Below are 21,223 nucleotides of genomic sequence, written 5' to 3' on the forward strand. Positions count from 1 at the left end.
GGGCGGGCCGCTGCCGCGGCGCCGTCGAAGGGGACGCACGACCATGAACACCACATCCGCAGCCGAGGCGCCGAACCGTCCGGCCGACCGCCCGGCCAACCGTCCGAAGGACCGTCTGGACGGCGCCGCCTGGATGGCGACGCTCGCCGGAATGGCGGGAAGCCTCGTCGCCATCGGGCTGGCACGCTTCGCCTACTCCCCGCTTGTCCCATCGCTGATCGAGGCGCATTGGTTCTCCGCCGGCGATGCCGTGACGCTGGGCGCGGCGAATTTCGCCGGCTATCTGGCGGGCGCCCTGCTCGGCCGGCCGCTGGCCGGGCTGCTGCCCAGCCGGGCGCTGCTGCGGCTGCTGATGCTGGCGGCGTCGCTCGCCTTCATCGCCTGCGCCTATCCGCTTTCGCTCGGCTGGTTCTTCGCATGGCGATTCGTCTCCGGCCTTGCCGGCGGGTCCATCATGGTGCTGGTCGCCACCAGCATCCTGCCCCACATCCCGGCATCGAGGCGGGGCTTCGTCAGCGGCATGATCTTCCTGGGCATCGGCCTCGGGATCGCCGCGTCGGGCACCGCCGTGCCGGCGCTGATGCGGCTGGGCCTGCACGAGACATGGCTGGGGCTGGGCGGGCTGTCGCTGCTGCTGACCGCCCTGTCCTGGTTCGGCTGGCCCCCGTCGGCCGCGCCGCAGGGCATTGCCGCCCCGGCGGTTGAGCATGCGCCGCGCCATGAAGGGGGAGTCCTGCGCTCGCTCTACGCCGAATATGCGCTGAACGCCCTGGGGCTGGTGCCGGTGATGCTGCTGCTGGTCGATTACGTCGCCCGCGGCCTGCACCAGGGCGCGGATGTCGGCGCCCTCTACTGGGTCCTGTATGGCGTGGCATCGGTGGCCGGACCCGTCGCCGCCGGATCGCTGGCCGACCGGGTCGGCTATGCCGCGGCATACCGGATCGCCCTGCTGCTTCAGGCGGCGGCCGTCGCCACGCTGGCGCTCAGCGGCCATCCGCTGGTGGTCGGGGCGGCGACGGTGGTGATCGGCGCCCTGACGCCGGGTGTGGTTCCCCTGGTGCTGGGCCGCATCCACGAGCTGCTGCCGCACGGCCAGACCGAGCAGCGCGCGGCCTGGAGCCGGGCCACCACCGCCTTCGCCCTGTTCCAGGCGCTGGGCGGCTACGGCTACTCCTATCTCTTCACCCACAGTGGGGAGAGCTATGCCGCCGTCTTCCTGTGCGGCGCCGTCGCCCTGATGATCGCGCTTGGTGCCAACATCCTCGCCAACGCCCGCCGCCACCGTCACGCCAGGAAGGATTTGGCTGGGAAGGATTTGGCCAGGAAGGATCAGGCCGGAAAGCCGGCGGCCGTCATCCGCTCCTGAAACACCTCGTGCAACAGGGCCAGGAAGGCGCGCACCGCCGGGTTGGTGTGACGGCTTTCCGGCCAGAGCGCCGTGATGTTGTTCCGCTCGACCGCGAAATCCGACAGGAGCGGGACCAGTTCGCCTCGCGCCACCAGGGGACCTGCGATGAAGGTCGCGGCCATGCCGATGCCGCCGCCGGCCGCCAGTGCGGCGACCAGCGCATCGCTGACATCGACGACGATGCCGGCCGGCGGCACGACCTCCACCAACCGTCCGCCGATGCGGAAGGGCCAGCGCAGAGCCTGCCCCGTGCTTTGATAGCGCAGCAGGACGGTGTCATGCCCCTCCAGTTCGTCGGGGTGCATCGGCATGCCGCGCGCCGCCAGATAATCCGGCGAGGCGAAGCAGCAGAGCCGGTATGGCGCCAGCCGGCGCGACAGCAGCCCGGAATCCGCAAGCTCGCCGATGCGCACGGCGACGTCGATCCTCTCCTCGACGATGTCGACCATCCGGTCGTTCAGGCGCAGATCGACCGTCACCTTGGGGTGGAGCTTGCGGAAGACCGGCAATGCCGGCGCGATCACATGGACGCCGATCGGCAGCGGGGCCGCGACCCGCAGGGTGCCGGACGGCTCCGATCGCGCCGCCATCGCCGCCTGCTCGATCTCCTCCGCGTCGCGCAGCAACCTCACCGCGCGTTCATGCAGCTCGCGCCCCTCCGGCGTCAGCGTCAGCGAGCGCGTGGTGCGGGTGAACAGCGAGACCCCCAGCCGCTGTTCCAGCCGCTGCACGCTCTTGCTGACGGCGGAGGGCGAAATCGACAGCGACCGCGCCGCGGCGGTGAAGCTGCCGAGCGATCCGGCGCGCGCGAATGCGATCAGCCCGGTCAGCCGTTCCAGGCCCATTTGTTCCTTCATGGCATAATTGAACAGATGTCCGGCCCGATTATCAATTCTGAACCGCCGATCATATGCTCGTCCAGGTCCGATCCTCTCCCAAGGAGCCTGAGATGAGCGATATTATGAAAGCGGTACGGTTGCACGCCTTCGGCGGTCCGGAGGTCCTGGTCTATGAAGACGCGCCGAAACCCCGGCCGAAAGCGGGCGAGGTCCTTGTCCGCGTCCACGCGGTGGGACTCAATCCCCCCGACTGGTATCTGCGCGACGGCTACCGGATGCTTCCGCCCGAATGGCGGCCGCGGGTGTCCTTCCCCATCATCCCCGGAACCGACATTTCCGGCGTGGTCGAAGCGGTCGGCGACAGCATCGAAACGGTCGCCGTCGGCGACGATGTTAGGACTGTCGCCGTCGGCGACGATGTTAGGACTGTCGCCGTCGGCGACGAGGTCTATGCGATGGTCCGTTTTCCCGCCGGCCTCGCCGGCGACAGCCGGGCCTATGCCGAGTATGTCTCGGTCCCGGCATCCGAACTCGGGATCAAGCCGCTGGGCATCGACCATGTGCATGCCGCCGCCGCGCCGATGTCGCTGCTCACCGCCTGGCAGTTTCTGGTCGATCTCGGCCATGACCAGCCGAATCCGCTACAACCGGACCAGCATCGGCCGGTACCGCTCGCCGGCAGGACCGTGCTGGTGAACGGTGCCAGCGGCGGTGTCGGGCATCTGGCTCTGCAGATCGCGAAATGGAAGGGCGCGCACGTCATCGCCGTGGCCTCCGGCCGGCACGAGGCGTTGCTGCGCGATCTCGGCGCCGACGAGGTCATCGACTATACCAGGACGAGGCCAGAGGACGTGGTGCGCGGCACCGATCTCGTCGTCGATGCGGTCGGCGGCCCGGCCACCCGCCGTTTCCTGCCGACACTGAAGCGCGGCGGCGCCCTGTTCCCGATCTTCCCGCTGGGCTTCGACGCCGGTACGGAAGCGGCGGACCTGGGCGTCACCGTGTCGGCCACCCAGGTCCGGTCGAACGGCGCCCAACTGACGGAAATCGGAAGGCTGCTGAACGACGGCACCATCCGCGTGGTCATCGACAGCGTCTTCCCGCTGGCCGACGCGCGAAAGGCACACGAGCGCGCCGCCGACGGCCATGTCCAGGGCAAGATCGTCCTCACCGCCGCCTGACCGCGCGCACGGCAGCCAAGCCCAGGCCGGCCTTGCAACCTCCTCCCCGTCCGGCCCATCCTGATTGCCGGGACCGGAACCAAGAGGAAGAGTCGTGCAGCCGGAGATCATCGAGATTACCGAAGAAAATACGGCGGCGGCGGTGCCGGCGCTTCAGGTGCTTTGGCCGAAATACGATGCGGCCGAAATGACCCGCATCATCGACACCGTGCTGCGCCCGAACGGCTATCGCCTCGCCGGCATCGTCCCCGAAGCGGGCGGGCCGGCCGCCTGCGTCCTGGGATTCCGGCTGCAATATTCCCTGTGGCTGGGCAAGTCCTTCTACATCGTCGACATGGCGACCCTGCCGGACCACCGCGGCCGGGGTTATGCCTCGCTCATCCTCGACTGGGCGAAGGCCGAGGCCGAAAGGCTGGACTGCAAGGCGCTGCACCTCGATTCGGGCGTCGGTCCGGAGCGAAGCGACGCCCACCGCGTCTATATGGGCAAGCGCTATCGGATCGGCTGCCACCATTTCGTCCACAAGCTGGACTAACGCTCCGCCGCCGCACGGTAGGGGGCGAACCAGCCCAGCCCATCCAGCGTGGCGGCCCTCGGCCGGTATTCACAGCCGACGAAGCCGCCATAGCCCAGCCGGTCCAGTTCCGCGAACAGGAAGGGCCAGTTCAGCTCCTCGCCGTCCGGTTCGTTGCGCGACGGAACCGAGGCGATCTGGACATGGCCGGTCAGCGGCATCAGCCGGCGCAGCGCCATGGTCACGTCGCCATGGAGGATCTGCCGGTGGTAGAGGTCGAACTGCAGCCCGACATTGGGCAGGCCGGAGTCGGCGATCAGCCGCTCCGCAAGGGCGAAATCGTTCAGGAAATATCCCGGCATGTCGCGGCCGTTGATCGGCTCCAGCAACAGCCCGATTCCGCGCGCAGCCAGCGCCTCGCCCGCATAAGCCACGGCGCGCCGGTATGCCCCGGCCGCCACAGGATCGGCGGGATCGGCCAGCCCGGCCATCATGTGCAGCCGGCGGCAGCCGGTCGCCGCCGCATAGTCCAGCGCCTTGGCCACCCCGGCGCGGAACTCCTCGAACCGCTCCGGCAGGGCGGCCAGCCCGCGGTCCCCGGCGGCCCAGTCGCCGGGCGGCATGTTGAACAGCGCCTGGGTCAGCCCATTGCGCTCCAGCCGCCGGGCCACCTCGTCCGGCGCATGGTCGTAGGGGAACAGATACTCGACCGCCCGGAATCCGGCATCGGCGGCGGCGTCGAAGCGGTCCAGGAACGGCCACTCCGTGAACATCATCGTCAGGTTGGCGGCAAAGGCGGGCATCGCGCGGCTGGGCTCCCTCGTGGCACGGGTGGCCTGAAACTGATAAGGGAAAGCAGGCGAAACGATAAGGTCAAAGAGAACGGCCAATGACGAAGCCCCTGATGACGAAGGCGATGCTGAACGCTGTGCTGACCGGCAAGGCGGTGCCGTTCGGAAGGCCGGACACGCTCAGCGCCATCGGCAAGCAGCCGACCGATGCCGCGGTCGCCATCGGCCCGGCCGGGCTGGAGGGCGACGAGCAGGCCGACCGCCGCAACCATGGCGGGCCGGACAAGGCGGTCCACCATTACCCCTTCGACCATTATGCGGCGTGGCGCGCCGACCTGCCCGCCCCCGCCCCGATGCTGGGTGGTGTCGGCGCCTTCGGCGAGAACATCTCGACCCTCGGCCTGACGGAGGAGACGGTCTGCGTCGGCGACGTCTTCCGCATCGGCACGGCGGTCTTGCAGGTCAGCCAGGGCCGCCAGCCCTGCTGGAAGCTGAACCACCGCTTCGGCGTGACCGACATGGCGCGGCGGGTCCAGTCCACCGGCCGGACCGGCTGGTATTATCGCGTGCTGGAGCCCGGCATCGCCGCCGCCGGCGACGAGGTCGCCCTGATCGACCGCCTCCTGCCCGACTGGCCGCTGGCCCGCATCCTGCGCGCCTTCTACCACGACACCGGCGACCTTCCCACGCTGGCCGGCATCGCGGAACTGGAGCCGCTGGCGTCCGGCTGGCGCACCCTCGCCCGCCGCCGGGTGGAGAGCGGCCGGGTCGAGGATTGGACCAACCGCCTCGGCGAATGACCGGCGGCATTCGGATTTCCGGACGCCCGATGGCGGGCGCATTCGGAAATCCGAACGACCGCGGCTCTCACCAGCAATCATACGCAGAAAGATCAATGGCTTAGGCCGCGACACCATGCCCGCCCGCGCTGGCATGGCGGTTGCTCCTTACCGGTTGCGCCCCGCGAAGACGGGGCGGTCTCAACCAAGGGAGCGAAACGTCCGATGCCTGCAGCAACAACGCGCACCGAACATGACCTGCTGGGCGACCGCGAGGTCCCGGCCGACGCCTATTACGGTGTCCACACCCTGCGCGCTGTCGAGAATTTCCCGATCACCGGCACGCCGATTTCCCATTACCCCGATCTGGTCCGCGCGCTGGCCGAGATCAAGATGGCAGCATCCCGCGCCAACCACGAGCTTGGGCTGCTGAACGCCGAGCGGGCCGACGCCATCGCCGCCGCCTGCCGCGAAATCCTCGCCGGCAAGCTGCACGACCAGTTCGTCGTCGACGTGATCCAGGGCGGGGCCGGCACCTCGACCAACATGAACGCCAACGAGGTGATCGCCAACCGGGCGCTGGAGATCCTGGGCCACCGTCGCGGAGACTACGCCCAGTTGCACCCCAACGAACATGTCAACATGAGCCAGTCGACCAACGACGTCTATCCGACGGCGCTGAAGCTGGCGACCTACACCGGCATCTTCCGGCTGGTGGAGGCGATGGGCCATCTGCGCGCCGCCTTCCAGCGCAAGGCCGACGAGTTCCGCGACATCCTGAAGATGGGCCGCACCCAGCTGCAGGACGCCGTGCCGATGACGCTGGGCCAGGAATTCTCCACCTACGCCGTGATGCTGGCCGAGGACGAGGAGCGGCTGAAGGAGGCCGCCCTGCTGATCCGCGAAATCAATCTGGGCGCGACCGCCATCGGCACCGGCATCAACGCCCATCCCGACTATGCGGCGCTGGTCTGCCGCCGTCTGGCCGAGATCAGCGGCGTTCCCGTCGTCACCGCCCCCAATCTGGTGGAGGCGACGCAGGATTGCGGCAGCTTCGTCCAGCTGTCGGGCGTGCTGAAGCGGGTGGCGGTGAAGCTGTCCAAGACCTGCAACGACCTGCGACTGCTGTCCAGCGGACCGCGCGCCGGCTTCGGCGAGATCAACCTGCCGGCGCGTCAGGCCGGCTCGTCGATCATGCCGGGCAAGGTCAACCCGGTGATCCCCGAGGTGGTCAACCAGATCGCCTTCGAGGTGATCGGCAACGACATGACCGTCACCTTCGCGGCCGAGGCCGGACAGCTGCAGCTGAACGCCTTCGAGCCGATCATCGCGCACAGCCTGTTCAAGAGCATCACCCATCTGCGCCAGGGCTGTCTGGTGCTGGCGGACCGCTGCGTCGACGGCATCACCGCCAACCGCGACCACCTGGAAGCGGCGGTGCGCAACTCCATCGGCATCGTCACCGCGCTCAACCCCTACATCGGCTACGCCAACGCCACCGAGGTGGCCGCCGAGGCCCACCGCACCGGCAAGGGCGTGGCCGAACTGGTGGAGGCGCGCGGCCTGATGACCGCCGCCGCGCTGGCCGAGGTGCTGCGGCCGGATGTGCTGACCCGGCCGCGGCTGCTGGCGACCGCCGGCTGACCCGTTCCGCCACCCGGCTCCGACCCGTTCGGGGCCGGTTTTCCCATCGACCGCAACCCGGCCGGCGCATCGAGGCGGGCGGGAAAGGTGAGGTAACAGGACCATGAACAAACAGACGACGCTGATCATCGTCGCCATGCTGCTGGGCATCGTCACCGGCTATGTCTGCAACAGCCTGTTCGACGCGGCCGCCGCCAAGGACATCGCCGGCTATTTCGCGATGGTGACGGACATCTTCCTGCGCCTGATCAAGATGATCATCGCGCCCCTGATCTTCGCCACCCTGGTCGCCGGCATGGCCGGCATGGGCGACGCCCGCACCGTCGGCCGCATCGGCGGCAAGGCGGTCGGCTGGTTCCTGATGGCGTCCTTCGCGTCGCTGTTCATCGGGCTGATCTTCGCCAACCTGCTGCAGCCCGGCGCCAATGTCGGCGTGCCGCTTCCCGATGCCGGCGCCAGCGCCGGCCTGAAGACCTCCGCCCTGAACCTGAAGGATTTCCTGACCCACGTCTTCCCGCGCAACTTCTTCGAAGCGATGGCGAACAACGAGATCCTGCAGATCCTGATCTTCTCGGTCTTCGTCGGCCTCGCCATCGGCCAGCTGCGCGACACCAAGGCCGGCCTGCTCGCCCGCTCGATCGAAGAGGTCGTGCCGGTGATGTTGAAGGTCACCGACTATGTCATGCGCTTCGCCCCCATCGGCGTCTTCGCCGCCGTCGCCAACGTGGTGACGACGCAGGGCCTCGGCGTGCTGGCCGTCTACGGCAAGTTCATGGGCAGCTTCTATCTGACGCTGGCGGTCCTGTGGGCGACGCTGATCTTCGCCGGCTTCGTCGTGCTGAAGGGCGACGTGTTCCGCGTGGTCAAGGCGATGCGCCAGCCGATGCTGCTGGGCTTCTCCACCGCGTCCAGCGAATCCGCCTATCCCCGCGTGATGGAGGAGCTGAAGGCCTTCGGCGTTAGTGAGCGTGTGATCGGCTTCGTCCTGCCGCTCGGCTATTCCTTCAACCTCGACGGCTCGATGATCTACACGACCTTCGCGTCGCTGTTCATCGCCCAGGCCTATGGCATCCCGCTGACGCTGGAACAGCAGATCGTCATGCTGCTGGTGCTGATGGTGTCGAGCAAGGGCATCGCCGGCGTTCCGCGTTCCTCGCTGGTGGTGGTCGCCGCCGTGCTGCCGATGTTCCACCTGCCGGAGGCCGGCGTGCTGCTGATCATGGGCATCGACCATTTCCTCGACATGGGCCGCACCGCCACCAACGTGCTGGGCAACGGCATCGCCACCACCGTCGTCGCCAAGTGGGAGAACGCGCTGGGCGGCGAGGATGAAGCGGCGGAGGAAGCCGGCGGCGCCCTGCCCGCCCCGGCCGCTGCCGAGTGACGGGCCAGTAACCCGACGGACCAGTCCGGAAGACGGGCGGGCCATGGGACAGGGGCTTCTGCTATGATGCGGCGGTCCCTTTCCCTGCCCGCCTTTTTCATGCCTGTTGCCAGACGCCTCCGCACCATCGGTCTTCTGCTGCCGGCGCTCGCCGGTCTGGCCCTGCTTGCCGGCATCGTCGGCTTCCGCATCAGCGAGGGGATGGGGCTGGCCGCGCTGCAGGAGACCGGGCACCACCGGCTCGACCTCTATGCCGAGAGCCTGGAGCGGGAGATCGACAAATACGCCTATTTCCCGGCCACGCTGGGGCTGGAGCGCGACGTCCTCGACCTCGTCTCCGGCCGCGCTCCGCTGGCCTGGGGGCTGAACCGCTATCTGGAACGGCTGAACGAGCGGGCCGGCACCCTGTCGATCTATGTGCTGAACCGCCAGGGCCTGGTGGTGGCCGCCAGCAACTGGAACCGTCCCGACAGCTTCATCGGCGAGGATCTGTCCTACCGCCCATACTTCGTCGAGGCCGCCGCCGGCCGCCAGGGCCGCTTCTTCGGCGTCGGCACCACGCGGGGAGAGGCCGGCTATTATCTGTCCTCGCCCCTGGCGGAGGATGGCGCCATCGTCGGCGTCGCGGTGGTGAAGGTCAGCCTGGAGCAGCTGGAACAAAGCTGGTCGACGGTGGAGGCGCCGGTGCTGGTCAGCGACGAGAACGGTGTGGTCATCCTCGCCTCCGTCCCCTCCTGGAAATTCACCACCCTGCGGCCGATGGACGAGCCGACCCGCCGACATTTCGACCAGACCCTGCAATACAACGCCCGACCGCTACCGCCGCTCGGCCTGACGCCGCTGGACCGCATCGCCGAGGATGCCGAACTCGTCCGCCTCCCCCGCCCGGCCGAGGGGCAGTTGGAAGAGACGGTCTTCCCGGTGTCCGGCGGCTTCCTGGCCCAGACGGCGCCGCTGCACGGCACCGGCTGGACGATGACCGTGCTGTCGCCGGTGGATCAGGTGACCGGCATGGCCTGGACCCGCGCCGCCCTTGCCGCGGTGGGCAGCGCCTTTCTCGGCATCCTGCTGCTGATGTGGGTGCAGCGCCGCCGCCACCTGCACGACCTCGAACGCAAGGTGGAGGAACGCACCCGCAACCTGCGCGCCGCCCAGGACGAGCTTGTCCATGCCGGCAAGCTGGCGGTGATCGGCCAGCTCTCCGCCGGTCTGGCGCATGAGCTGAACCAGCCGCTGGCGGCGCTGCGCACCCTGTCCGGCAACAGCGTCAAGTTCCTCCAGCGCGGCAATCTCGACGCCGTGCAGGGCAATCTGGAGCGTATCGCCAATCTGGTGGACGCCATGGGCGCCCTGACCAGCCAGCTGAAGTCCTTTGCCCGCAAATCCTCCGGCGCACCCCGCCCGGTGGCGGTGCGCCGGCCGGTCGACAACGCGCTGTTCCTGCTCGACCAGCGGCTGCGGCGCTCCGGCGTCGCCGTCCAGCTCGACGTGCCGGAGGAGGTCGTGGCGCTCTGCGATCCCAACCGGTTGGAGCAGGTGCTGGTCAATCTGGTCGCCAACGGCCTGGACGCGCTGGCCGGGCGCAAGGACGGCAGGCTGGCGATAACCGCCCGGACGGAGGATGGCCGGGTCCGCATCCAGGTGGCCGACAACGGCCCCGGCCTGCCCGCCGACGTGCTGCCCCGCCTGTTCGAGCCCTTCTTCACCACCAAGGAGGCGGCGAAGGAGGGCTCCCGCGAGGGCGGCGGCGGGCTCGGCTTGGGGCTTGCCATCTCGGCCGGGATCGTGCGTGACTTCGGCGGCGCCCTGACCGGGGCGAATGTTGCGGATGGCGGGGCGATCTTCACCATCGACCTGCCCGCCGCCGACCTGCCCACCGACCCGACCGCCATCCAGGCCGGAGACTTCGCATGTCCGACTCTGCCGCCCCCGCCCTGAAGGTCCTCATCGTCGAGGATGACCCGAACGTCAGCCTCGGCTGCCAGCAGGCTTTGGAGCTGGAGGACATCCCAACCCAGGCGGTGGACAGCGCGGAGAAGGCCCGCCGGCTGGTGGCCGACGGCTTTCCCGGCATCGTCGTCACCGACATCCGCCTGCCGGGCATGGACGGGATGGCGCTGTTGGCCGAGTTGCTGGCCGCCGACCCCGATTTGCCGGTGGTGCTGATGACCGGCCATGGCGACGTGTCGATGGCGGTGCAGGCCATGAAGCTCGGCGCCCACGACTTCATCGAAAAGCCCTTTTCCCCCGACTATCTGGTCGAGGTGGTGCGCCGCGCCCTGGAAAAGCGCCGCCTGACGCTGGAGGTGCGCGACCTGCGCGCGCGCCTGCAGAACCGCGACAGCATCGAGGCGCGGCTGGTCGGCGGGTCGCCGCAGATGGCACGGGTGCGCCGGCTGATCGGCGAACTCGCCAACTCCGCCGCCGACGTGCTGATCCATGGCGAGACCGGCTCCGGCAAGGAACTCGCCGCCCGCTGCCTGCACGACGCCAGCCCGCGCCGGGGCGGCAACTTCGTCGCCATCAACTGCGGCGGCCTGCCAGAAAGCCTGATCGACAGCGAAATCTTCGGCCACGAGGCCGGCGCCTTCACCGGGGCCGGCAAGCGCCGCGTCGGCAAGGTGGAGCACGCCAACGGCGGCACCCTGTTCCTCGACGAGATCGAGAGCATGCCGATGCCGGTGCAGATCAAATTCCTGCGGGTGCTTCAGGAGCGCACACTGGAACGGCTGGGCTCCAACACCCCTGTCCATGTCGATTGCCGGGTGATCGCCGCGACCAAGGTGGATTTGCGCGAGCTGGCCGACCGCGGGCAGTTCCGCGCCGACCTCTATTACCGCCTGAATGTCGCCAACCTGCCCTTGCCGCCGCTGCGCGACCGGCGCGAGGACATCCCGCTGCTGTTCGAGCAGTTCACCCTTCAGGCCGCCGCCCGCCACGGCCGCCCGGTTCCGCCCCCGGATGCCGAGCGCATGCGCCGCCTGATGGCCTATGACTGGCCGGGCAACGTGCGCGAATTGCACAATGTCGCCGACCGCTGCGTCCTGGGCATCGAACACGGCTTCCCGCCCTTCGCCAGCACCCACCCCGCCACCGGCCGGCCGCTGGCCGAGACGGTGGATGCCTTCGAGCGGGCCCTGATCGCCGACACCCTGCGCCGCACCGACCACAGCCTCGCCCGCGCCGCGGAGGATTTGCAGATCGCCAAGACCACGCTGCACGACAAGATCAGGAAATACGGGCTGTCGTGAAGAGGCTGCGCCCTCCCGTCGGGTGGGAGGGCGCAGGACCGGTCAGGCGGCGGTGTCGAGATGCACGCCGTCGGAGCCATGCATCTGCCCATGGCCGTGGTCGAGATGCAGCGATTGGACGGTGTCGACGAACCCGTCGACCGCCGCGACCACGTCGGCGTTGCCGGTGAACGTGCTGTCGGCCGCGGCATAATGGTTCAGGAAATGCTGCCAGAGGGCACTGCCGCTGTCGGCCGCGGCCTGACCGCCGGCGGCATCGGTCGAACCTGCGCCGCCGCTGCCGTCGTGCTGCGCGATCAGCCGGTCATGCCAGTGCGGGGTATCGCCGGTCTTGGCGTCGTCCGTCGCCGTGGAGGTGTTTCCCGTGCCGGTGGTGGTGCCGGTGGAGGGTTTGGCGCCGGCCGCCGTGTCGCTCGTCCCGGCATGGCCGGAATCATGGCCGGAGGCGTCGGTCAGGTGCTCCTGGTGCAGCACGGCGCGGACCTGCTGCAACACGCCTTGTACGGTGGCGGTGGTTTCGCCGGTGGCGTCGGCCAGAACCTTCACCAGCGGACCGGCCGGCGGCTGGTGCGTCGAAGTGTCGGCGGTCTTATGGCTGGCCGCATCGGTGGGCGCCTTGTCGGTCGACGCCGTATCCGTAGCGGCCGTATCCGTGGCCGCCTTGTCCGTACCCGTCGTGTCGGTCGTGCTGCCCGTCGCGCCGCTCTTGGCCTCGGCAATGGCGTGTTCGACCGCGACATAGGCGGCCTTCAGTTCGGCGATGGCGCTGTCGGACAGCGTCGGCGTGCCATGCTGGGCGGTGGTGTCGGTGGTGCCGCCAGTGGAGGCGTCGCTCTGGGTGTCCTGGTGCAGAGGCTGGTGGGCTCGGAACTCGGCAACTGCGCTGTCGGAGGTCGCGACGGAAGAGGTCGGGCCGGTGGCAGCCTTGGACATCACGGACTTGAGCGAATCAGTGGCGAGGTTGGTAGCCATAAATAGTCTCCAAGCATTTCAGCTGATTGCCATCCGTATTTTCAGCGCCGATATTTACGGCACAACCGGATGGCTCCCGGCCGTCATCATCGACGGCATTCAGCTCTCGTCTGCAGTCGTCATCGGACCGCCCGGAGACAATAGGCGGCGGTTTTCCCCAAAATGAACCGGATTCTTTCCTGCGCCCACTCTTTACCACCGCTTGTGACGATGAGTGGTCATTTGGGAGTCATGAATCGGTTATTTGTGAATTTTATTTCATACTCTTCAACAACGACGCACGTCGTCACCGGTGATACGTGCGGGGCCGGGATTCCTGCGCGGAAAATTCCGGGCCCCACTTTGATCACACCCCCGCTCCGGGGGTCACCCGAGCAGCACCGCTTCGATCCCGGCGGCGATGCCCAGCAGGCTGTGGTCGCTGCCGCGCCGCCCCATCGCCATCAGCCCGACCGGTAGGCCGTCAGTCGGTACCGGCAGGGAAATGGCCGGCAGATCGAACAGGTTGGCGACGCGGGTGTTGCGCAGCAGCGCCAGATTGACGCGATGGAAGGCCGCGTCCTCCAGCACCTCGGAAATGGCAGGCGCGGTCATCGGCACGGTCGGCAGCAGCAGGACCGGATGACGGGTCAGACGCTCGTCCATCAGCCGGATCAGTTCGGCGCGGCGGCGCTGCATGCGGACATAGTCGGCGGCGGGCGCCTTACCGCCGGCCTCGATCCGCGCGCGGGTCTTCGGATCGATGCCGTCGAGCGCCGTGATGTCGAGTTCGGCCAGCGTCGCCGCCAGTTCGATGGCGGTGAAGACGCCGATGCGGTCCAACTCCGCCAGCGCGTCCAATTCCGCCTCGATGGATCCGTCCACGATATGCGCCCCGGCCGCGCGCAGCCGGTCCAGCGCCGTCTCGAACGCGGCGGCGACGGCGGTCTCGACGCCGTCGAACAGCCGGCCGCGCGGCACCAGGAAGGACTGCCCGGCGACCGGAAGCGCCGCCGACGGCGCCGGATCGCCGTCGGAAAGCACGCTGTCCAGCAAGGCGGCATCGGCGACGGTGGCGGCAATCGGCCCGATGACGTCCAGCGTCGGCGACAGCGGGAACGCCCCTTCGGCCGGCAGGCGGCCGGCGGACGGCTTGAAGCCGACGGCGCCGGACAAGGCCGCCGGGATGCGCAGCGATCCGCCGGTATCGCTTCCCAGCGCGATCTCCGCCATGCCGTCCACGACGGAGATCACCGCCCCCGACGACGACCCGCCCGGCACCCGCGAACGGTCACGCGGATTGCCGGGATTGCCATAATGCGGATTGATGCCGACGGCGGAGAAGGCGAACTCCGTCATGTGGGTCCGGCCGACGATCACCGCACCCGCCGCGTGCAGCCGGGCCACCGCACGGGCATCGCGCGATGCGGCCAGCCGGCTCCGCAGGATGGCGGACCCGGCCGCCGTGGTCTCGCCCGCCACATCGAACAGAGCCTTGACCGAGACGATCCGCCCGTCGAGCGGCCCCAGCCGTCGGCCGGCCGCCGCCCGGCGGTCGCTGGCCAAGGCCGCGGCGCGCGCCTCTTCCGCATAGACGTCCGTGAAGACCAGGGCACCCTGCCGCTCCGGGTCGGCGATCCGGGAGAGCGCCGCCTCCAGCCGGTCGGCGGCGGAGGCGCGGGAGGCGGTCGGCGCGGTCATGGCAGGCTCCTGGCGGATGATCGAATGGGGCGCGTAAAGGCATGTGCCACATCGCCGCCGGGTTGGCGATAGCGATGATGCGGGCCGGCCCCGCCTCGCCGATCACACCCGCATGCCGGCCGATGCCTTCAGCGAGTCCTGGATCTCGCCCGCCAGCTGGTCGGCGATCGGGCCGACGATGACCTGGACCGAGTTGGCCGAGGGCTTCACCACGCCGCGCGCACCGATCCGCTTCAATGCCGCCTCGTCGACACGGCCGGCGTCGGCGACGCTCAGGCGCAGGCGGGTGGTGCAGGCCTCCACCGAGCGCAGGTTGCCCGCCCCGCCCAATGCGGCGACATAGGCACCGGCCCGGTCGCTGGTCACCGCCACCGGCGCGGCAGCGGCGGGGCGGACGCCCTCGGTTGCCGGCGCCTGACTGGCCGGAATGGCGACGTCGTCACGGCCCAGCGTCTTCAGATCGAAGCGCTGGATGACGAAGCGGAACAGCCCGTAATAGACGGCGAAGTACACCGCCCCCACCGGCAGAAGCAGGATCGGGTTGGTCGCCTTGCCGTAATTCAGCACATAGTCGAACAGGCCGGCCGAGAATCCGAAGCCCAGCTTCACGTTCAGCACGTCCATCAGCACCATCGACAGGCCGGTCAGCACGGCATGGACGGCGAACAGCACCGGCGCCAGGAACATGAAGGCGAATTCCACCGGCTCCGTCACGCCGGTCAGGAAGGCGGTCAGCGCCATCGACAGCAGCACGCCGCCGACCGCCGCGCGGTTCTCCGGCTTGGCGGTGTGGTACATGGCGAGGCAGGCGGCGGGCAGGCCGAACATCATCACCGGGAAGAAGCCGGCCATGAAGGCGCCGGCCGTCGGGTCGCCCTTGAAGAAGCGGTTCAGGTCGCCGGTGACGCCCTGGTAATCGCCCAGCAGGAACCACGCGATGTTGTTGATGATGTGGTGCAGGCCGGTGATGATCAGGATGCGGTTGAGCACGCCGTAGAGGAACAGTCCGAACTCGCCCAGCCCCAGCACGCCGGTGGTCAGCGCGGTCAGCCCGGAATCGACGATGGGCCAGCCATAGCCGAAGACCAGCGCGATCCCCAGCGCCGCCAGTCCGGTGATGATGGGCACGAAGCGCCGCCCGCCGAAGAAGGCGAGATAGTCCGGCAGCTTGATGTCCTTGTATCTATTGTAGAGCTGGCCGGCGATGATGCCGATCAGGATGCCGACCGGAATGCTGATGCGGCTGGACATCTTCGCCACCAGCTCCGGCGCGACGCCGCTCAGCACCACCGCACCCTTCACCGCCACGAAATAGCCCACCGCACCGGCCAGGCCGGCGGCGCCATGGTTCTCCCGCGCGAAGCCGATGGCGATGCCGACGGCGAACAGGACGCCCAGGTTGGAGAAGACGGCGTCGCCCGCCGCGGCGATGAAGGCGATGTTCAGCAGGTCGGGCTGGCCGATGCGCAGCAGCAGCCCGGCGATGGGCAGAACGGCGATCGGCAGCATCAGCGCCCGCCCCAGCCTCTGGACGCCCGAGAAACGGTCGCCCGGCAAACGATCAGCAGACATTCGGACGTCTCCCAGTGAAGCGGGCCCCGGCCTCACTGTGCCGGACCCGTCATGTTGGTCATTTTCGCGGTGTCGGCCTGGCCCGTTCCATCGCCCGGCGCAGGTTGCCGCCGGTTTCCGTCAGCAGCCGGTCGATGTCGGCCCCGTCCAGCCCGGCCAGCCCCAGCACGGCGCGGCGCACGTCGCCATGCCGTTCCAGCGCCGTCCCGGCAGCATCCTCGTCGACGCCGGCAATGCGGGCGACCATGGCGGTGCAGCGGCGGCGGAGCTTGGCGTTCTCCGGCCGGACATTGATCATCAGGTTGTCGTAGACATTGCCGAGCGCCGTCATCACGCCGGTCGAAAACAGGTTCAGCACCACCTTCTGCGCGGTTCCGGCGCCGAGCCGGGTCGATCCCGCGATCACCTCCGCCCCCGTCGCGGTCAGCACCGGGTGCTCCACCGCCTCCAGCAGGGGAGAGCCGGCGCTGCTGGCGATGCCCATGGTCAGCGCCCCCGCCTCCCGCGCGGCGCGCAGGACGCCGACGGTGTAGGCGCTGGCGCCGCTGGCCGACAGCCCGACAACCACGTCGGCGGCGGAAATCCCCACCCGGCCGGCATCGGCGCGACCGGCCCCCTCGTCATCCTCCGCCGCCCCGGCCAGCCCGCGCGACAGGTCGAGCCCCCCGGCGATCAGCAGCACCAGACGCTCCGCCGGCCAATCGAAGGTCGGCCCCAGATCCATCCCGTCGAGCGCCGCCACCATCGCCGACGACCCTGCACCCGCATAGACCAGCCGTCCCTGCCCGCCGGACATACTTACGCCGGACAGCCGCCCGGCCGCGGCCTCCACGGCGGCGGCGACCGCGGGCAATGCCGGAACGCAGGCGGCCAGCGCCCGCGTCTGCCCTTCCCAAAGGGCCGTCATCAGTTCGGCGGCCGGCCACACGTCCAGCCGGCCGTACCGGTTCGCCGCATCCTCGGTGCCGCTTGCCATTCCCCCGGCTCCGCTGTCGCTCCGGTACATGGACCGGAGGTTGGTGGTATTAGATTGGACTGTATGTGCAGAATACCAAAATCCGGACATTCCGCAATCTGAAACTGGTCATAATCGTGCGCGGCACCGCCGGCTGCCGTCCGGGCCTGTTGCCCAAAGGCCTTTCAGTGGTATCATGCCGGTCCCGGAGCACTGGAGTGGTTGCCGATGTCCACCGCCGCCCCCGCGGCCCCGTTCGACCCCGCCGCCCTGTCGGATGCGCTGCCCCTGCCGCTCTATCTTCAGCTGGCGCGGCATCTGCGGACGCTGATCGTCGAAGGCCGGCTGACCGACCAGGACGCCCTGCCCGGCGAACGGGAGCTGGCGGAGATCTTCGGCGTGTCCCGTGTCACCGTGCGCAAGGCGCTGCGCGAACTGATCGCGGAGGGGCTGCTGCACCAGCGCCAGGGCGCCGGCACCTTCATCAACCGCAGCCCCCATGTGGAACAGCGGCTGTCCGCCCTGACCAGCTTCACCGAGGATATCGGCGGGCGCGGGCTGAAGCCCGATTCACGCTGGCTCAGCCGCTCCGTCGCCACCGCGACGCCGGAGGAGGCGATGGCGCTGGGTCTGCGGCCGGGGGCGGAGGTGGTGCGGCTGCACCGGCTGCGGCTGGCCGACGGCACCCCGCTCGCCATCGAACTCAGCGCCCTGCCGACCAGCTTTCTGCCCGACCCGGATCTGGTGCAGGGTTCCCTGTACGAGACCTTGCGCGCACGCGGCAATCCGCCCTTCCGGGCGCTGCAACGCTTGTCTGCCATTCGCCTGCCGACGGATCAGGCGACGCTTCTGGGGGTTCCGGACGGCGCCCCCGCCCTCTACATTGAGCGCCGCACCTTCCTGGAGAACGGAACCCCCCTGGAGTTCGTCCGTTCCCACTACCGCGGCGACGCCTATGACTTCGTCGTGGAGCTGTCGCTGGTCTGATCCCCCCGGACCATTCCGTCCCCTGCAAAAAAATCCTGACGAGAGCGCGCGATGAAGCCTGCCCTTGATACCCCGTTCCGTGTCCGCGCCATCCTGTTCGACATGGACGGCACCCTGATCGACACCAAGGGTCCCGTGGAGCGTTCCTGGCGCAGTTGGGCCGCCCGGCACGACCTGGATCCCGACGCCATCTTGGCCGTCTGCCACGGCGTCCGCAGCATCGAAACCGTCCGCCGCTTCGCCCCCGCCGGCGCCGACATCGAGGAGGAGGTGCGCCTGGTTGAGGAGTGCTACACCAACGACGTCGAAGGCGTGCGCGCCGTCGCCGGCGCACTGGAGATTCTGCAGTCCTTGCCGCGTCACCGCTGGGCGGTGGTGACCTCCGCCCCGCAGGACATGGCGCGGAAGCGCATCGCCCAGGCCGGCCTGCCCCTGCCCGACCTGCTGATCGGCGCCGACATGGTCACCCACGGCAAGCCCCACCCTGAAGGCTACCGCACCGCCGCCGAGAAACTCGGCTTCGACCCGCGCGAGACCGTGGTGTTCGAGGATGCCCCGGCGGGTCTGGAGGCCGGCCGCGCCGCCGGCGCCCTGGTGATCGCGCTGACCACGACTCTGCCGGCGGAGGAGTTGGGCGGCAACCTGTGCCTGCCCGACCTGACGGCTCTGCGGGTGCGCGTGGAGGAGGATGGGCTGGAGATCGTGGCGGTGGGCTGACGAGTCCTTGAGGTTCAGGCTGACGATGCCCCCACCCTAACCCTCCCCCGCTGGGCGGGGGAGGGGATAAGCGCTTAATCGGAAAGGCGACGGCAGTCCCTCCCCCGCCCAGCGGGGGAGGGTTAGGGTGGGGGTATCGTCAGCCCGACACTTTCACATCCTAAATCCCCTCACTCAGCCCCCCGCCACTCCCCCTCCACCCAAGTGCCCTTCACCGTCAGATCCGGCCGCAGCAGCACCAGATCCGCCCGCCAACCCGGCGTGATCCTTCCGCGCTCGCCATCCATCCCCAAAAACTCCGCCGGATAGAGCGACGCCATCCGCAGCGACTCCTCCAGCGGCAGGCCGATCAGCGTCCCGGCATTGCGCACCGCCGTCGCCATGTCGAGATCCGCTCCGGCCAGCGTCCCGTCGGCCAGCACCAGCCGGCCGTCGCGCCGGTAGATCGTCCGCCCGTTCAGCTCGAAGCGATCCGCGTCGGTGCCCGTCGGCGGCATCGCGTCGGTCACCAGCATCATCCGACCGCGCGGCCGGGCCGCCAGCGCCGCCCGCATCATCAGCGGGTGGACATGATGCCCGTCGGCGATCAGTCCGCACCAGGGCCGCCCGTCGCCCAGCGCCGCCCCTGCCGGACCGGGCTGGCGATTGGCGATGCCGGGCATCGCATTGTAAAGATGCGTCACCCCGCGCACGCCGAGATCGAAGGCTTCGACCACCCGCTCGGCGCTCGCCATCGTGTGACCGACCGACAGGATGACCCCGGCGGCCATCAGCCGTGACAGCGCCGCATCCTCCACGCATTCCGGCGCCAGGGTCAGCAGCACCCGCCCGCCCGGCATCCGCGCCGGCAGCCCGCCGATGAAGTCCAGATCGCCGTCGTCCGGCGCACGGACGAAGCGCGGGTCGTGGGCGCCCACCCGCTGCGGGCTGATGAAGGGACCTTCGAAATGGATGCCCAGCACGCCGCTGCCGGGCTGCGCCACCGCCTCCACCGCGGCCTCGGCGGCGGCACGGTGGCAGTCGGGGGTGTCGGTGATGATGGTCGGCAGCAGCCCGGTGGTGCCGAAGCGCCGGTGCGCCGCGGCGATGGCGAGCGCCCCCTCCGCCGACGGCTGCTCGTTGAACAGCACGCCGCCGCCGCCATTGACCTGGATGTCGATAAAGCCGGGGGCCAGCAGGTCGCCCGCCTCCAGCGCCACCGTCCGATCGACGTCCGGCGGGGTGCGGCCGGGGGCGACGATGTCGAGGACGCGGCCATCGCCGACCAGCAGGCTGCGGCCGTCGAGGATGGTCTCGCCCGTGAAAATCCGGGCGCCGGTCAGGAGTTGTCGCATCAGACGGTCTTCGTCACTTTGGCAAGGTTGGGCGGGCTGTCGGGGTCGATGCCGCGGGCCAGCGCCAGTTCATAGACCGCGCCGTAGAAGCTCTGCAACGCCGCCAGCGGTGCGGCCTCCGGTGCAATCCCCGGCAGGCTCGGCAGCAGCGTGGTTCCGGCAAGTCCCGCTTCGGTGGTGGCGACGGCGGCACCCAGCCCGACGATGCGTTCAACCACCGCGCGGGTGTGGGGTTCCGCCGCATCGGCCTGGGTCAGGGCCAGCACCGGGAATCCGGGGCCGACCAGCGCCAGCGGGCCGTGCACGACCTCCGCCGCGCTGAAGGCCTCGGCATGCAGGCGGCAGGTCTCCTTGAATTTCAGCGCCATCTCCAGCGCCGCGCCGAAGCCGACTCCGCGCCCCAGCACATAGAGATTCTGTGCCGTGGCGAGCGGCATCAGCGCGGGTGTCCAGTCCAGCGCCTTGGCCGCCTCCAGCGTGTCGGGCAAGGCCGCCAGAGTCGCCTTCAACGCGGGATCGTCCTGCCAATGCGCCACCAGCTGCAGATAGGCGGCCAGCGAAGCGATGCAGGATTTCGTCGCGGCGACGCTGCACTCCGGCCCGGCCGCCAGCGGCAGGAAATGGTCGCACATCTCCGCCAGCGGCGAGTCCTCCGCATTGACGAATCCCACCACCAGCGCCCCGCCGGCCTTCGCCGCCTCCACCAGCCGCAGCAGGTCCGGGCTGCGTCCGGACTGGGACACCGCGACGAACAGCGCGCCCTCCAGGCTCAGATGTCCGCCATAGACGGAGGCGATCGACGGCCCGATGGAGGCCACCGCCCGGCCGATCCGCGTCTCGATCAGGTATTTGCCGTAGGCCGAGGCATGGTCGGAGCTGCCGCGGGCGCAGGTGACGACGAAGCGCGGCGGCTCGCGGCGCAGGCGCGCGCCCAACTCGGCGAAGCCGGCACCGCAGCGTTCGATCTGCCGGGCCACCGCGGCGGGCGCCTCCGCCGCCTCCACCGCCATCAGGGGAATTGTGCGGGATGGCTTGAAACCTGGATTGCCCGGATCGGTCATGGCGGCGCTCGCGATTGACTGGTATAGATACCAATGTAAGACCTTCTTGCGCCGGAGGCCAGCGTCCATTGGTGGAATCGCATCACGTCAACAGCCGCACTGCGGAAAAGAAAAGCGGCGCGACCCGGGATTGGTCGCGCCGCCTGATGAAACC

At 69.3% G+C, this 21,223-nt stretch carries 18 protein-coding genes; 10 read left to right on the forward strand and 8 right to left on the reverse strand.

Annotation, left to right across the window (positions count from 1 at the left end):
- Positions 1–43: 43 nt before the first annotated feature.
- Positions 44–1,366 (forward strand): YbfB/YjiJ family MFS transporter, encoded by a 1,323-nt coding sequence (locus FZ029_RS06250; protein ID WP_247892162.1) that lies wholly within the window; start codon positions 44–46, stop codon positions 1,364–1,366.
- On the opposite strand, the gene FZ029_RS06255 is transcribed toward FZ029_RS06250, so the two are convergent.
- Positions 1,330–2,265: a LysR family transcriptional regulator gene (locus tag FZ029_RS06255; RefSeq protein WP_149268448.1), complete on the reverse strand. Its 936-nt coding sequence runs from the start codon at positions 2,263–2,265 to the stop codon at positions 1,330–1,332. The two genes, FZ029_RS06250 and FZ029_RS06255, sit on opposite strands and share 37 nt — an antisense overlap.
- A gap of 92 nt (positions 2,266–2,357) precedes the next feature.
- Here FZ029_RS06255 and FZ029_RS06260 point away from each other — a divergent pair, with 92 nt between their 5' ends.
- Entirely contained in the window at positions 2,358–3,428 is a 1,071-nt protein-coding gene (locus FZ029_RS06260) for an NADP-dependent oxidoreductase (protein ID WP_149268449.1), read from the forward strand.
- 94 nt (positions 3,429–3,522) lie between these two features.
- Entirely contained in the window at positions 3,523–3,963 is a 441-nt protein-coding gene (locus FZ029_RS06265; RefSeq protein ID WP_149268450.1) for a GNAT family N-acetyltransferase, read from the forward strand.
- Here FZ029_RS06265 and otnI read toward each other — a convergent pair.
- Complete coding sequence (otnI, locus tag FZ029_RS06270; RefSeq protein ID WP_149268451.1) at positions 3,960–4,745, reverse strand: 2-oxo-tetronate isomerase; 786 nt, start codon at positions 4,743–4,745, stop codon at positions 3,960–3,962. The genes FZ029_RS06265 and otnI overlap by 4 nt on opposite strands.
- An 86-nt stretch (positions 4,746–4,831) precedes the next feature.
- On the opposite strand from otnI, the gene FZ029_RS06275 reads away from it, so the two are divergent.
- From FZ029_RS06275 to FZ029_RS06295, 5 genes are all read left to right on the forward strand, one after another.
- Positions 4,832–5,533 carry an MOSC domain-containing protein gene (locus tag FZ029_RS06275; RefSeq protein ID WP_149268452.1) on the forward strand — a complete coding sequence of 234 codons (702 nt, stop codon included), beginning with the start codon at positions 4,832–4,834 and terminating at the stop codon, positions 5,531–5,533.
- A 204-nt stretch (positions 5,534–5,737) separates the two neighbouring features.
- Positions 5,738–7,156 (forward strand): aspartate ammonia-lyase, encoded by a 1,419-nt coding sequence (aspA, locus tag FZ029_RS06280; RefSeq protein WP_149268453.1) that lies wholly within the window; start codon positions 5,738–5,740, stop codon positions 7,154–7,156.
- 103 nt (positions 7,157–7,259) lie between these two features.
- Positions 7,260–8,540 carry a dicarboxylate/amino acid:cation symporter gene (locus FZ029_RS06285; RefSeq protein WP_149268454.1) on the forward strand — a complete coding sequence of 427 codons (1,281 nt, stop codon included), beginning with the start codon at positions 7,260–7,262 and terminating at the stop codon, positions 8,538–8,540.
- A 99-nt stretch (positions 8,541–8,639) separates the two neighbouring features.
- Complete coding sequence (locus FZ029_RS06290; protein WP_149268455.1) at positions 8,640–10,478, forward strand: ATP-binding protein; 1,839 nt, start codon at positions 8,640–8,642, stop codon at positions 10,476–10,478.
- Positions 10,451–11,791, forward strand: a complete 1,341-nt coding sequence (locus FZ029_RS06295) for a sigma-54 dependent transcriptional regulator (RefSeq protein WP_149268456.1) — start codon at positions 10,451–10,453, stop codon at positions 11,789–11,791. Before FZ029_RS06290 ends, FZ029_RS06295 begins: the two co-directional genes overlap by 28 nt.
- Positions 11,792–11,833: 42 nt before the next feature.
- On the opposite strand, the gene FZ029_RS06300 is transcribed toward FZ029_RS06295, so the two are convergent.
- The 4 genes from FZ029_RS06300 to FZ029_RS06315 all read right to left on the reverse strand — a co-directional run bounded on the left by FZ029_RS06300 (position 11,834) and on the right by FZ029_RS06315 (position 16,991).
- Positions 11,834–12,763: a hypothetical protein gene (locus FZ029_RS06300; protein WP_149268457.1), complete on the reverse strand. Its 930-nt coding sequence runs from the start codon at positions 12,761–12,763 to the stop codon at positions 11,834–11,836.
- Between the two features lie 366 nt (positions 12,764–13,129).
- Positions 13,130–14,443 carry an amidase gene (locus FZ029_RS06305; protein ID WP_149268458.1) on the reverse strand — a complete coding sequence of 438 codons (1,314 nt, stop codon included), beginning with the start codon at positions 14,441–14,443 and terminating at the stop codon, positions 13,130–13,132.
- A gap of 102 nt (positions 14,444–14,545) precedes the next feature.
- A complete protein-coding gene (nagE, locus tag FZ029_RS06310; RefSeq protein WP_149268459.1) occupies positions 14,546–16,015 on the reverse strand; it encodes an N-acetylglucosamine-specific PTS transporter subunit IIBC in 1,470 nt (489 codons plus the stop codon).
- Positions 16,016–16,073: 58 nt separating this feature from the next.
- Positions 16,074–16,991: an N-acetylmuramic acid 6-phosphate etherase gene (locus FZ029_RS06315; RefSeq protein WP_149268460.1), complete on the reverse strand. Its 918-nt coding sequence runs from the start codon at positions 16,989–16,991 to the stop codon at positions 16,074–16,076.
- A 207-nt stretch (positions 16,992–17,198) separates the two neighbouring features.
- Between FZ029_RS06315 and FZ029_RS06320 the strand changes: the two genes are divergently transcribed.
- Complete coding sequence (locus FZ029_RS06320; RefSeq protein WP_149268461.1) at positions 17,199–17,957, forward strand: GntR family transcriptional regulator; 759 nt, start codon at positions 17,199–17,201, stop codon at positions 17,955–17,957.
- 51 nt (positions 17,958–18,008) lie between these two features.
- Entirely contained in the window at positions 18,009–18,674 is a 666-nt protein-coding gene (locus tag FZ029_RS06325; protein WP_149268462.1) for an HAD family hydrolase, read from the forward strand.
- A gap of 170 nt (positions 18,675–18,844) precedes the next feature.
- Here FZ029_RS06325 and nagA read toward each other — a convergent pair whose 3' ends face one another.
- Together nagA and FZ029_RS06335 are read right to left on the reverse strand one after the other, a co-directional pair.
- The gene (gene nagA / locus FZ029_RS06330; RefSeq protein WP_149268463.1) at positions 18,845–20,008 is read right to left on the reverse strand and encodes an N-acetylglucosamine-6-phosphate deacetylase; all 1,164 of its coding nucleotides are present in this window, start codon (positions 20,006–20,008) and stop codon (positions 18,845–18,847) included.
- Positions 20,008–21,069 carry an SIS domain-containing protein gene (locus FZ029_RS06335; protein ID WP_149268464.1) on the reverse strand — a complete coding sequence of 354 codons (1,062 nt, stop codon included), beginning with the start codon at positions 21,067–21,069 and terminating at the stop codon, positions 20,008–20,010. Before FZ029_RS06335 ends, nagA begins: the two co-directional genes overlap by 1 nt.
- Positions 21,070–21,223: the final 154 nt, after the last annotated feature.

It is taken from the genome of Azospirillum sp. Sh1 (assembly GCF_008365135.1).
GTDB lineage: Bacteria > Pseudomonadota > Alphaproteobacteria > Azospirillales > Azospirillaceae > Azospirillum > Azospirillum oryzae.